The 12,685-nt window shown below is 69.8% G+C and carries 9 protein-coding genes; 2 read left to right on the top strand and 7 right to left on the bottom strand.

Going from position 1 to position 12,685, the window contains the following annotated elements:
* Positions 1–48: 48 nt before the first annotated feature.
* Together K340_RS0103775 and K340_RS27285 are read right to left on the bottom strand one after the other, a co-directional pair.
* Complete coding sequence (locus tag K340_RS0103775; protein WP_029135726.1) at positions 49–1,545, bottom strand: kelch repeat-containing protein; 1,497 nt, start codon at positions 1,543–1,545, stop codon at positions 49–51.
* Positions 1,542–2,093 (bottom strand): sigma-70 family RNA polymerase sigma factor, encoded by a 552-nt coding sequence (locus tag K340_RS27285; protein WP_161632048.1) that lies wholly within the window; start codon positions 2,091–2,093, stop codon positions 1,542–1,544. Before K340_RS27285 ends, K340_RS0103775 begins: the two co-directional genes overlap by 4 nt.
* Before the next feature lie 209 nt (positions 2,094–2,302).
* Here K340_RS27285 and K340_RS36535 point away from each other — a divergent pair, with 209 nt between their 5' ends.
* Positions 2,303–4,105: an ankyrin repeat domain-containing protein gene (locus K340_RS36535; RefSeq protein ID WP_051265003.1), complete on the top strand. Its 1,803-nt coding sequence runs from the start codon at positions 2,303–2,305 to the stop codon at positions 4,103–4,105.
* Between the two features lie 79 nt (positions 4,106–4,184).
* Here the strand turns inward: K340_RS36535 and priA are convergent, their stop codons facing one another.
* The 4 genes from priA to K340_RS0103745 all read right to left on the bottom strand — a co-directional run bounded on the left by priA (position 4,185) and on the right by K340_RS0103745 (position 7,848).
* Positions 4,185–4,916: a bifunctional 1-(5-phosphoribosyl)-5-((5-phosphoribosylamino)methylideneamino)imidazole-4-carboxamide isomerase/phosphoribosylanthranilate isomerase PriA gene (gene priA / locus K340_RS0103760; RefSeq protein WP_029135725.1), complete on the bottom strand. Its 732-nt coding sequence runs from the start codon at positions 4,914–4,916 to the stop codon at positions 4,185–4,187.
* A 9-nt stretch (positions 4,917–4,925) separates the two neighbouring features.
* Positions 4,926–6,122, bottom strand: coding sequence for a THUMP-like domain-containing protein (locus K340_RS0103755; RefSeq protein WP_029135724.1), 1,197 nt, complete (start codon positions 6,120–6,122; stop codon positions 4,926–4,928).
* 100 nt (positions 6,123–6,222) lie between these two features.
* Positions 6,223–7,002 (bottom strand): enoyl-CoA hydratase/isomerase family protein, encoded by a 780-nt coding sequence (locus K340_RS0103750; RefSeq protein ID WP_029135723.1) that lies wholly within the window; start codon positions 7,000–7,002, stop codon positions 6,223–6,225.
* Positions 7,003–7,014: 12 nt separating this feature from the next.
* Positions 7,015–7,848 carry an ABC transporter ATP-binding protein gene (locus tag K340_RS0103745; protein WP_051265001.1) on the bottom strand — a complete coding sequence of 278 codons (834 nt, stop codon included), beginning with the start codon at positions 7,846–7,848 and terminating at the stop codon, positions 7,015–7,017.
* Between the two features lie 92 nt (positions 7,849–7,940).
* Between K340_RS0103745 and glgX the strand changes: the two genes are divergently transcribed.
* Positions 7,941–10,082 carry a glycogen debranching protein GlgX gene (gene glgX, locus K340_RS0103740; RefSeq protein ID WP_029135721.1) on the top strand — a complete coding sequence of 714 codons (2,142 nt, stop codon included), beginning with the start codon at positions 7,941–7,943 and terminating at the stop codon, positions 10,080–10,082.
* A 21-nt stretch (positions 10,083–10,103) separates the two neighbouring features.
* Here glgX and glgP read toward each other — a convergent pair whose 3' ends face one another.
* Positions 10,104–12,680 (bottom strand): alpha-glucan family phosphorylase, encoded by a 2,577-nt coding sequence (gene glgP / locus K340_RS0103735; RefSeq protein WP_029135720.1) that lies wholly within the window; start codon positions 12,678–12,680, stop codon positions 10,104–10,106.
* Positions 12,681–12,685 lie beyond the last annotated feature (5 nt).

The following is a 12,685-nucleotide window of genomic DNA, read 5'->3' as shown; positions in this document are numbered from 1 at the left end:
CTACGAAGCGCACCCACAGGAACCTGTCACGCCGACCGCGACCGCACTTCAGCCGGCTGGCGTCAGCAACGCCATCTCGGTCTGTGGGGCCGCATCGGTGCCCGCATACCCCCAGACCAACACCGCGTCCCCGGTCCACACCGCGCCGACAGTCGCCGTCACCGGCGAAGCCGGCAGGCTCGTCCAACGGTCGAGGTTCGGCCCGGCGATCTGCGCCGCACCGGTCGTTCGGGCGCTGCCGTCCGGGTGTGCCAGCTGGCTGTTCAGCTCCGCCACGGCCTCGCCGGTCCATGCATGGACGGATTGGGCGAGATCACCAGACCCTCGCTCCGCCCTGGCATTCGGCTGACCGGTGCCGGGGTCGACCAACACATCGCTGGGGAAGGTATATGGGCAGCTGTGCATCCCGCACCAGCTGGCTGCGGCAGGCATCGCGATCGACGTCCCGGTCCAGAGTGGATCCGACCACGACAGCTGGCCAGTGGGGGCAGCCACGATGAGCGCCGATCCACTGCCGGCGTCTACCGCGATCAGGTCGATGCCATCGCGTCCGTGGGTCTCGTTCGCCGAGACCTGCTTCATCCAGGACCAGGCGGCGAACACATAGACAGCGTCCTTGCCGGCGACAGCCCGCAGCTGTCGAACCTGATGGTCTGCCGGCAAGGTGACATCGGTGTGAGACGTCCATGTGTCGGTGTCCGCGTCGAGCCGGTGCAGCCCAACTGTGGGACTGTTGTCCCAGGTCAGCACGAGCAGATCGGTGCCGGTCCAGACAGCCTCGATGCCCAGGTAGACCTTGACCGGCAAGGGCGGAATCGGCCGCCAGCTGTCGGTATCCGGGTCGTACAGCGCGCCGCTGCCCACCGCACCGTCCGGTGCAAAGCCGGGATCCAGAGTGCTCAGACCGCCCCAAACGAACAGCTTCGAACCGGTCCAAGCCGACGCGTCGGGGACATTGCCGGGCACGGGCGATGGCGCCATCGGCCGCCAGGTCCTGCTCGCGAGGTCGTATCGCGCGCCGTCGTCGTATCCGCCTTCGTACTTCACCGACGCACCGCCCCAGACCAGCAACTCTTGGCCCGTCCATGCCATCGCAGCGCCGGTCCGTGCGGTAAGCGGACCTGCGGGCAGCGAGGTCCAGGACCCGGCCGCGAGCGCCGTTGGCCCGCCGTTTCCAGCACCAGCGACAACCGTCGGAGCTACCGACGGCGGGGTGGTATCCGAAGCGGGTGACGTGCCGGCGGACGCCACCGCGCTGGTTGACGACGTCGTGGTGGCGGGGGCGGCGGGACCGGTGCCGGGACCGGTCGGCACAGCCGGGAACTGCGTCGCCGGCGCCGCGTGCTGGATGTTGACGAGTACAGCCCCGGCCACCACCAACAGCGTGACGGTGGCCGCGGCCAGCACCGGCCAACTGCGCCGCAACCATCGCGCACGGCGCACATCGCGCCCCTTGCCGGCCGCCACCTCGGCCAGGATCGCCTCGCCGTCCGGTGCGTATTCCTCGCGATCGGTCAACGCCGCACGCAAGTCGTCGGTACTCATGATGTCGCGCCCTTTGTGTGGTCGTCGCTCGTCGGGCCGTTCTCGTCAGACGTGCTAGCGCCGCTGGCGACCCGCATCCGCACCAGGGCCCTCGACACCAGGGTGCGCACGGTGGACGCCGGACAGTCGAGCGCTGCCGCGATCTCGCTGTCGGGCAGGTCGAGGTAGTACCGCATCACCACGGCCGCCCGCTGACGCTGCGGCAACTGCTGGATCAACACCGCCAACTCGAGCCGCGCATCCATGGTCGCAGTGGCATCGGATTGCGACCGTTCGAAAACCCCGTTGTCGGCAGTCGGATCCGGTCGGCGCCGCCGCTCCCGGCGCTCGTGGGCGAGGAACGTAGTGACCACCATCCGCCGCACGTAGGCGGCCGGTTGATCCAGCGAGCCGATCCGGTGCCAACGCGCCGAAGCTGCGATCAACGCGTCGGTCAACACATCGTGGGCAAGATGCCGATCGCCGGTCAACACGCCGGCGAACCGCGTCAGGGCGCCGATCTCGGCCGCGGCGAATTCCGCGAACTCACCCGCCGCCTCGGTCGCCATCCGTCCGCTCACCTCCGCACCCATGTTCATTGAATGCCACCAGGCCGTTGTGACGTCCCAATTTCCAGTACCGCGCTAGTGTTGACGACGGCGGGCAGGACCGCCGGACGTCCGCTCGAAGGGGCTCAGCCTCCCTGCAGCAGTGCTTATTGTCGACCGACCTCCTTTCGGCCCGACTCGCGGACACGGGCTCACGGAAGGGGTCCATCATGGCCAGCTGTCTGCCCGACAATCCCTCACTCGACCGGCTCAGGGCCGATGCGCGGCGCCTGCAGCGCGGCGTGCGCGCCGGCGATCCCGATGCGCTCGACCTGGTGCAGCGATGGCATCCACGCGCGGAAGACGCTGCGGCGCAGGAATTCCCACTGCACGCTGCACAGCTGACGGTGGCCCGTCGCTACGGCTTCACCGGTTGGCCGGCGTTGGTCGGCTACCTCGAGGTCGCCGCCAGGCTGACCCGTCATCCCGGGTCCGTGGACGAGCACTCGCTCTCGGCCGCCGACCGGTTCTGCGCGCTGGCCTGTTTGCGCTACGACCAGAGCGACGAGCCACCGCGCTGGGCTTCGGCCGCCGCGCTGCTGGCCGAGCACCCGGGCATCGTCGACGAGCACATCTGGGCCGCTGCGGCCGCCGCCGACCCGGCCGCGGTGCGCCGGCACCTGCGGTCCGACGGCGCTTCGGTGCGCGCCGACGGTGGCCCCTACCGCTGGGTTCCGCTGCTCTACCTGACCTACTCGCGTGTGCCGGGAACGTCCGAGACCGACGTGTTGGCAACGGCTTCGGCGCTATTGGAGGCCGGCGCCGATGTCAATGCCGGCTATCTGTGGGGCGGCCAGGCGACCCCGTTCACGGCGCTCACCGGCGCCTTCGGTGAGGGCGAGCAGGGGCCGGGTCGTCAGCCCCGTCGTCCGCATTCGTCGGCACTGGCCCGGTTGCTGCTGGAACGGGGCGCCGATCCGAACGACGGCCAGGCGCTGTACAACCGGATGTTCACTCGCGACAACCGCCATCTCGAGCTGCTTTTCGAGTTCGGGCTCGGCAGCGGCGACAGTGGTCCCTGGCGCCGCCGGCTCGGCGAGGCACTGGAATCGCCGGCGCACATGCTGCGCCGGCAACTCGACTGGGCGATCGACCACCAGTTGACCGAACGGGTCCGGTTGCTGGCGCAGCACCGCATCGACCTGGTGACACCCTCGGCCGATGGGCTGACACCCCGGGATCGGGCGCATGCGCTCGCCTTCTTCCCGGTGACGCACGAGCTCGTACTCGGCGGGACGATGCCCAGTGTCGGCGGGAAGGACGAGGTCGCCCAGGCTGCAGCGATCCTGCTGGCCGGGCCGGATCAGGATGTCCACGCCCGGGCCTGGCTCAGCTCCCACCCCGAGCTGGTGGCGGGCGTCAAGCAACGCTGGCCGGAATTCGCAGACGGCTATCTCCCTCGCCACCAGGACGCGTTGGATCGGTTGTCCTGGGCGGGTTTCGATGTGGGCGGATCCCAGCACGCCGTCGGGTTGCGCCCGTCGGCCGAGGCCAGTTCCATCGATCGGGACTCCCGGCACGAGATGGTGCCGGAGGTGTTCTCGTCGGCATTGGAATCCGGTGAGTTGTCGCTGGTCTTCCTGTTGATGCTGGGCGGTCGAGACGCTGACGACGAGGCGAAGCTCCGAGAGTATCTGCTGCGGGATCGTGGCACCGAGATCCTCGCCCGTGATCGGGAGCGTCACCCCGCATTGATCCACCGGGCATCGGATGCCATCGCGATCGACCGGATCGCCTGGGCGGGATTCGATGTGAACATCAAGCTGGACGGGCACACTGCCCTGCACCAGGCCGCCTGGGACGGCGACCTGGCGAAGGTCAGCGCGCTGCTGGCGGCCGGCGCCGACCCGAACGTCACCGACGACGAACATCAGGGCACTCCGCTGGCCTGGGCCGAATACGCGTACCAGTCCGAGGCGGCGGACCTGCTGCGAGGCGTCACCCCGCCGGACCCTGACGTCCCGGGAACGTGACCGGACTGTTCAGCACGCGGCGAACATCGCCTCCGGATGATCCCGGGACAACCCCGCTACGCCAGCCGGGACAACCCCGCTACGCCCCGGGGGTAGCGACCGCCGCCAGCGCCTCGGGCAGGGTGAAAGCACCGGCGTACAGCGCCTTTCCGACGATGCTGCCTTCGACACCCTGCGGCGCTAGTGCGGCCAGTGCTACCAGGTCGTCCAGCGAGGAGACCCCGCCGGAGGCGACCACCGGCGCGTCCGTCACGGCGCACACCTGGGCGAGCAGTTCGAGGTTCGGGCCGCGCAGAGTGCCGTCCTTGGTGACGTCGGTGACCACGTAACGCGAGCAACCCTCGGAGTCGAGCCTGGCCAACACCTCCCACAGGTCGCCGCCGTCCTGGGTCCAGCCACGGGCGGCCAAGGTGCTGCCGCGGACGTCGAGGCCGACGGCCACCTTGTCGCCATACCGGGCGATCGCCGAGGCGCACCACTGCGGATCCTCCAGCGCAGCGGTGCCGATGTTGACCCTGGTGCAGCCGGTGGCCAGCGCGGATTCCAGGGAAGCGTCATCCCGGATTCCGCCGGACAGTTCGACCTTCACGTCCAGCGACCCGACCACCTGGGCCAGCAAGTCGGCGTTGGATCCGCGGCCGAAGGCGGCATCCAGGTCGACCAGATGGATCCACTCGGCCCCGTCGGTTTGCCAGGCCAGTGCCGCATCCAGCGGCGAGCCGTAGGTGGTCTCGGTGCCGAGTTTGCCCTGCACCAGGCGGACGGCCTGGCCCTGAGCGACGTCGACGGCGGGGAGGAGTTCGAAGGTCACCGCAAGAGCTTAGCCAGCCCCGGCGGGTGGATCGGCCCGGCACCAATAGGCGGTTGCGGCGTCGCCGATCCGAGCGATCACCAGGGTGGCTGCCGTCCTGGTGTCCTTGCTCATCGCCTTGCGCAGTCGGCGGCGCAGCTCGTCCGGAATCACCGGCGTGCCGCGTTGCTTGATCTCCAAGGTTCCGACGCCGTCCCGGCGGACCCACTGGGCCACGGTCTTCTCGGCGTACGGCGCGACGTCCAGCACGCGGAAGGCGCGAGTCCCCGCCGGCGGGGCGGTTCCGGTCAGGTAGGCAAGATGCGGGTCGAGTTGGTGCAGCCCGTGCCGGGCCGCATAGTGGCGGACCAGGTGCGCCCTGACCACCGCCGGGTCCGGATCAACGATCCATTCGTCGATCGCTCCCGCGGCGGTTCCGTCATCCCCGTCGCCGTCCAGATCGGTGATCTGCCAACCGGTCCCGTCGCTCGCCAACACCGACGCCCGCCGCCGGACGCCGCCGGCGGCGAACGCATCGGGCCAGAGCACTGCCTCTCGCGCGGCCCCGTCCAGCGAGACGATCTCAACCTCGCCGGGTCGGTCCAGATCGTCGTAGTCGATGCCCGGCGGCAGCCGCAGCACCGGTGGACGATCTGGGTAGGCGGCATCCAGCTCGGCCACCGACGGGACGGTCGAAACGGAGGTGATCCGGCGCCCGTCCGACCGCCGGGCAGGATCGGCGTAGACCACCAGTTTCCGGGAGACCGGAGCCAGCGCATCGGCCCTGACCAGCGGTACCCCTGGCAGGTTGAACGCCGCCATGGCCAACCTGACCGGGTCCAGGTCGGACCCGAGCAGCGGACTGTGGCCGGCGGCGTTCAGCGCGGCGAGGTCGGTGCCGATGGAGCAGGTGACGTCGTGTACCCCGGCTGCGACCAGCCGATCCGCCCGATGCCGGGCCACCGGCCAGGGACTTGCCTGCTGCAGCGCCTCGTCCGTCAGCAGCCAGCCCGCCGCCCGCTCCCCCAGCTTGCCGACCGCGCGCCGGCGCAGCCGGACGGTTTCGACCACCGCGGCCGCATGCCCGCCGGCGAACCGACGGGCGGCCGTCAGGTCGGCCAGCAGGGTCGCGTCGGTGACCGCCAGCGCGGCAGCCAGATTCAGGGCGTCGGCGCCGGCCGGGCCGGCCAGGTATCCGACGTCGGCGAGCGAGAACTGATAGGCCATAACCACCTTGCGATCCGCGGAGCCCGCGGCGCGCGGTTCCACCGCTCTTATCCGGCCCTGGCCGGAACGGGATCACCGCACCGCGACCCGTGAACCCGGGTCAGCGACCGGTGAAGACGGCCTTGCCCGGCCCGTTGTCGATGAAGCTGTGCATGCCGATGTTCTGGTCCTGCGAACCGAACACCGCGGCGAAGGCCAGCCCCTCGATCCGCAGGCCGCCGGCCAGGTCGACGTCCAGCCCGTCGTCGATCGCCTGCTTCGCCAGCCCGAGAGCGACCGTCGGACCGGCGGCCAACTGGCCGGCCCAACTGAGCGCCTCGTCGAACACGGCTTCGTCCGGGACCTTGCGGGACGCCAGGCCAAGCGAGAGCGCGGCGTCGGCACCCACCGGGCGACCGGAGAAGATCATCTCCTTCGCCTTGGTGACCCCGATCAGTCGCGGAAGTCGTTGGGTGCCACCGGCTCCGGGGATCACCCCGAGGGTGATCTCGGGCAGTCCCAGCTTCGCCGACTCCCCCACCACCCGGAAGTCGGCGGCCAGCGCCAGCTCGAGCCCGCCGCCGAGCGCGTAGCCCGTGACGGCGGCGATCACCGGTTTGCGGATCCTGGCCACCGCGTCGCAGGCGGACGTGAGACTCCGGCCGTAGACCGCGATGTCCTGCGGATCCATGTCGGCCATTTCCTTGATGTCGGCGCCCGCCGCGAAGGCCTTCAGGCTGCCGCGGACCACCACCGCCCGGATCTGCGGATCGCTGTCGGCGGCGGTCGCCGCCTGCCGGATCTCACCGTGCATCGCCCGGTTGATGGCGTTCACCGGAGGGCGGTCCAGCCGGATCACGCCGACCGGCCCGTCCTTCTCCAGGTGCACCAATTCGCTCATTCGTGGGTCCTCTCAGGAATTCTTCGCGTGGGCGAAGTAGCGACCGTCCCTGGTCTGCAGGTCCAGCTTCATGTCGAACGTCTCGGACAGCGCATCGGCGGTCAAGGTCTGCGAGATCGGTCCGGCCGTCACCACCCGGCCCTGGCGCAGCAACAACAGGTGGGTGAAGGCGGTCGGGATCTCTTCGACGTGATGGGTGACCAGCACGGTGGCCGGCGCTGCCGGATCGTCCGCCAGGGTGGACAGCCGGCGCAGCAGATCCTCCCGGCCGCCCAGGTCAAGGCCGGCGGCCGGCTCGTCCAGCAGCAGCAGTTCCGGATCGGTCATCAGCGCCCTGGCGGCGAGCACCCGCTTGCGTTCGCCCTCGGACAGGGTGCCGTAGTGCCGGGCGGCCAGCGGCGCAACACCCATTGCCTCCAGCAGCTCGTTCGCCCGGTCGAAGTCCAGTTCGTCGTAGCGTTCGCGCCACCGGCCGAGTACCCCGTAACCGGCCGACACGACGACGTCCAGCACCTTCTCCATCGGCGGCACCCGGTTCGCCAGGGCGGCCGAGCTGATCCCGATCAGCGGCCGGATCTCGGCCAACGACACCGCTCCCAGCCGGGCGCCCAGCACATGGGCCCGGCCGGACGTCGGGTGCAGTTGGGCCGCGGCGATCTGCAACAACGTGGTCTTGCCGGCGCCGTTCGGCCCGAGGATCACCCAGCGCTGATCGGCGTCAACATTCCAGCGCACCGCATCCAGCAGGACCGACGGCCCCCGCCGGACGGTGATGTCGAACAGGTGGATCACCGAATCGGGTCCGGGCAGGATCGTCGTCGCCGTGGGTGCGCTCACAGCCGCCATTGTTCCGTACGACCGGGTCACCGGGCCTACCGGGACGCGCCGCACCCCCCGACTGCGTCAGGGCGTTGCCCGGATCGGCAAGAATGCAGCCAATGTCCCGACAACTCAACCACCAGGTCGCGCCGACGAGCCTGTCCGCATTCCCCGGACAACCGTTCCCGCTCGGCGCGACGGTGACCGACACCGGCACCAACTTCTCGGTGGTCGCCGACGGTTCACCGTCGGCTGCCGGAGCCGGCGAGAGCGGCGTGGTGCTGTGCCTGGTGGACGCGGCCGGTGAGGAACGGCGATGGGAAATGCGGGACTTCACCCACGGCGCCTGGCACGCCTTCGTCCCCGGAGTCGGCGCCGGGCAGCGTTACGGGTACCGGGTGGCCGCACACGATCCGGGCAAGCTGCTACTCGACCCCTATGCCCGCCGGGTCGACAGCACCGAGTACGACCTGATGGCGGCGTCCGGGGCCGGCATCGACACGCTCGGTGCTGCGCCGCTGGGCGTGGTCGCGGCGCGGTCAGCGCCGGTGCCGGAGGGCCCGCGGGTGCCGTGGGAGCACACGGTGATCTACGAGGCGCACGTGACCGGGTTGACGGCGACCCATCCCGCCGTCCCTGACGAATTGCGCGGGACCTTCGCCGGCGTCGCCCACCCGGCGGTGATCGAGCACCTGAAGCAACTGCACGTCACCACCCTCGAGCTGCTGCCGGTGCAGGCCTTCGCCTCCGAACCCGGGCTGGTCGCCACCGGGCGGACGAACTACTGGGGCTACTCGACGCTGAGCTACTTCGCTCCGCATCCTGGTTATGCCAGGGGTCGCGGCCGGGAGGTCGAGGAGTTCGCCGACATGGTGCGGACACTGCACGAGGCCGGGATCGAGCTGGTTCTGGACGTCGTCTACAACCACACGTGTGAGGGCGGTCCGAGCGCGCCGATCACGCTGTCCTGGCGCGGGCTGTCGCCGGCGGGCTACTACCTGCCGGAGTGGATCGACCTGACCGGTACCGGCAACACCGTGAACGTCGCGCCGCTCGCGACGATCAGGATGATCACCGATTCGCTGCGCTACTGGGCCGGCGAGCTGGGTGTCGACGGGTTTCGGTTCGATCTCGCCTCGGTGCTCGGGCGTCCGCACGGCGGCCCGTTCGACGCCGGGTCGGCACTGCTGACGGCGATCGCCGCCGACCCGCTGCTGTCCGGCCGGAAGCTGATCGCCGAACCGTGGGACGCCACCGGCGAGGGCTACGCGGTCGGCGGCTTCGGCCTGGACTGGGCCGAGTGGAACGACCGCTTTCGCGACGACGTCCGGGACTTCTGGCGCGGCGCCGGTCGGATCTCGGATCTCGCCTATCGGCTGACCGGGTCGCAGGACCGCTTCGGTGACGGACGGCGGCCATGGGCCTCGGTCAACTTCGTCACCGCCCACGACGGGTTCACTCTGCGGGATCTGGTGTCGTACAACGACAAACACAACCTGGACAACGGCGAGAACAATGCCGACGGCACCGCCGACAACCGTTCGGACAACAACGGTGTCGAGGGCGACACCGACGATCCGGCGATCCTTTCCCGGCGCCTGCGGCAGGCCCGCAACATGGCGGCGACCATGCTGCTGTCGACCGGCACACCGATGCTGTCGATGGGCGACGAGCTGTGGCGTACCCAGGGTGGCAACAACAACGCCTACTGCCAGGACAACCCGATCAGCTGGATCGACTGGGAGCCGATGTCGTCCGGCGAACCGGGGCCGGCGACCGACCTGCTGGCCTTCTACCGGCGGACACTGGACATCCGGCTGGGTGCGGTGGCCCTGCACCAGGGTGAGTTCTTCAGCGGGCGCCCGACGGATGTCGGCGCGGACGATCCGGCGGCGGTCGCCGTCAGCGCGCCGGATCTGGCCTGGTTCAACGCATCCGGTGGCCGGATGAGTGAGGCGGACTGGGCCGATCCGCACTGCCGCACGGTGCAGATGTGGGTCAACGGCACCGATGTGGCCGGCCACGGTCCGCACGGCGAGCTGCTCACCGACGACAGTTGGCTATTGGTGCTGCATGCCGGCGTCGACCCGGTCGAGGTGGCCCTGCCGGACGGTGAGTTCGGCGTCGCCTACCTGCCGATGCTGGACACCGGCACCGCCGACGGCACCCCACCGGACAGCAGTCCGCTGTCCGCCGACCTCGAGCTGACAGTGCCGGGACGCACCGTGCTGTTGCTGCGCGCGGTGCGCCCTGGCGGCTGACCGCGACCGGTCCGGTCCGGATCAGGAAGCCGTTGCCACCAGGCCCATCTCGGCCGGCGAGGCCAGCAACCGATGGCGCGGGATCACCCGCACGGTGTACCCGATCGAACCCGCCCGGCGCAGCGGCACGTCGGCCTGGAAGCGGAACCCGGATCCGTTGCCGACGAATTCCATCTCGGTGTAGCTGACGTCCGACAGCACCTCGTCGTCATCGACACTGCCGGTCGCCACCTGCACCTGGACGTCGTCCGGGGTCAGCCCGCCGAGTTCGGTGTAGGCCCGCAGCCGCAGCACGCTGCCCAAGGATGCCTGCGCCCCGATGCCCGAGGCGTCGACGTGCGCCACCCTGACCTGCGGCCAGGCCTGCGCCACCCGCTGCTTCCAGGCAGCGAAAGCCTTGGCGCCCTCCAGGTCCGAGGTCAGTGCCCGGACCGCCGTGGCGGCCGGACCGTAGTACCCGTTGACGTAGTCCCTGACCATCCTGGTGGCCTGCACCCGGGGCCCGAGGTAGGACAAGGTGTGCCGGATCATCTCCACCCAGCCGTCCGGCCGGTCGTCCTGTCCGCGGTCGTAGAACAGCGGAACCACTCGGGTGCCGATCATCTCGTACAGCGCTGCCGCCTCCAGGTCGTCCCGGCGTTCGTCGTCGGCCACGTTCGCGCTCGGAATGGTCCAGCCGTCCCGGCCGTCGTACAGCTCGTCCCACCAGCCGTCGGAGATGGACAGGTTCAGCGCACCGTTGAGTGCCGCCTTCATCCCGGAGGTGCCGGAGGCCTCCTGCGGCCGGATCGGGTTGTTCAGCCAGACATCGGCGCCGGCGCACAACACCGAGGCCATGCCCATGTCGTAATCGGCGAGGAAGACGATGCGGTGCCGGATCTCCGGGTCGTCGGTGAACCGCACCATCTCCTGCATGAACCGCTTGCCGCCGTCGTCCGCCGGGTGCGCCTTGCCCGCGATCACCATCTGCAGCGGCCGCTCCGGATCCAGCAGCAGCCTCTTCAACTTCTCCGGCTCGCGCAACATCAGGGTCAGTCGCTTGTAGGTGGAGACCCGGCGGGCGAAGCCGATGGTCAGGATCTCCGGATCCAGGATCGAATCGGTCCAGCCCAGCTCGGCGTCGCTGGCACCGCGCTGCCGCCAGGACTTGCGTGCGGTAGCCCTGGCCATCTCGACCAGCCTGCCCCGCAACGTGTTCCGCAGCGTCCAGATCCGTTCGTTGGACACCTGCTCGCCGCCGGGCCATTCGTCGGCGGAGGCCAGATCCTTCCATCCGGACATGTCGCCGGCCACGTCGTACATCTCCCTGGCCGCCCAGGTCGGCAGGTGCACGCCGTTGGTCACCGACCCGATCGGGACCTCGTCCGCGGCGAATCCGGGATAGAGGCCGGCGAACATCTCCCGGCTCACCACGCCGTGCAGCTTGGCGACACCGTTCGCCCGCTGCGCCAGCCGCAATCCCATGTGCGCCATGTTGAATCGTTCCGGATCCTGCTCGGCGCCCAGCGCCAGCAGCTGTTCCACCTGCAGACCCGGGAGCAGCCGGCTGTCGCCGTGCTCGTCAGCGTCCAGGAAATGCCTGACCAACTCCATCGGGAACCGGTCGATACCGGCCGGCACCGGGGTGTGGGTGGTGAAGACGGTGCCCGAACGGACAACGGTGAGTGCCTCGTCGAAGCTGAGGCTCTCCAGGTCGCGCAGGGTCCTGATCCGTTCCAGACCGAGGAACCCGGCGTGTCCCTCGTTCATGTGGAACACCTCGGGCTGGCTCCGCCCGGCCAACTCGGCATACGCCCGTACGGCGCGCACACCACCGACACCGAGCAAGAGTTCCTGCTTGATCCGGTGGTTCTGGTCGCCGCCGTAGAGTCGGTCCGTGGTCTGCCGCAGCTCGTCGTCGTTCGCCTCGATGTCGGTGTCCAGCAGCAACAACGGGACCCTGCCGACGTCCGCCCGCCAGATCCGCGCGGTCAGCACCCGCTGGTCCGGCATCGGCAGGGACACCGTGAGCTCGTGCCCGTCAGCGGTGCGCAGCAACTCGATCGGCAGACCCTGCGGGTCGTAGGTCGGGTAGTGCTCCTGCTGCCAGCCGTCGGCCGTCAGCGACTGCCAGAAGTAACCGTGCCGGTACAGCAGGCCGACCCCGATCAGCGGGAGCCCGAGGTCGGACGCGGATTTCAGGTGGTCGCCGGCCAGGATCCCGAGGCCGCCGGAGTAGTTCGGCAGCACCTCGGTGATGCCGAACTCCATCGAGAAGTAGGCGATGCCGGCCGGCAGCTGCTCGGCGCCCCTGGTCGCCTGCTCCTGCTGGTACCAGCGGGGGCTGTCCAGGTACGCCTGCAGGTCGACGTCCAGGTCGTGCATCCGCCGCAGGAAGTCGGCGTCGGCCGCCAGTTCCTCGAGCCGGTCCCTGGATACCGCGCCGAGCAGTTTGAGCGGGTCACCGTCGAAGCGGGACCACAACTGTGGGTCGATATCGGCGAGCAGGTCCTGACTCGGCGTGTGCCAGGACCAACGCAGATTGCGGATCAGGTTGCCCAGCGGAGCCAGCGCATCCGGTAGCTGGGGGCGGACGATGAATCGACGGAGTGCCTTCACCGGGG

The organism is Nakamurella lactea DSM 19367 (assembly GCF_000426645.1).
GTDB lineage: Bacteria > Actinomycetota > Actinomycetes > Mycobacteriales > Nakamurellaceae > Nakamurella > Nakamurella lactea.
Note: the sequence above shows the minus strand (reverse complement) of the source record. Positions and strands in the feature narration are given on the sequence as shown.

Coding starts and splice junctions, on each gene's coding strand:
- K340_RS0103775 (WP_029135726.1), bottom strand. CDS start 1,545: ATGAGTACCGACGACTTGCGTGCGGCGTTGACCGATCGCGAGGAATAC.
- K340_RS27285 (WP_161632048.1), bottom strand. CDS start 2,093: ATGGCGACCGAGGCGGCGGGTGAGTTCGCGGAATTCGCCGCGGCCGAG.
- K340_RS36535 (WP_051265003.1), top strand. CDS start 2,303: ATGGCCAGCTGTCTGCCCGACAATCCCTCACTCGACCGGCTCAGGGCC.
- K340_RS0103755 (WP_029135724.1), bottom strand. CDS start 6,122: ATGGCCTATCAGTTCTCGCTCGCCGACGTCGGATACCTGGCCGGCCCG.
- K340_RS0103750 (WP_029135723.1), bottom strand. CDS start 7,002: ATGAGCGAATTGGTGCACCTGGAGAAGGACGGGCCGGTCGGCGTGATC.
- K340_RS0103745 (WP_051265001.1), bottom strand. CDS start 7,848: ATGGCGGCTGTGAGCGCACCCACGGCGACGACGATCCTGCCCGGACCC.
- glgX (WP_029135721.1), top strand. CDS start 7,941: ATGTCCCGACAACTCAACCACCAGGTCGCGCCGACGAGCCTGTCCGCA.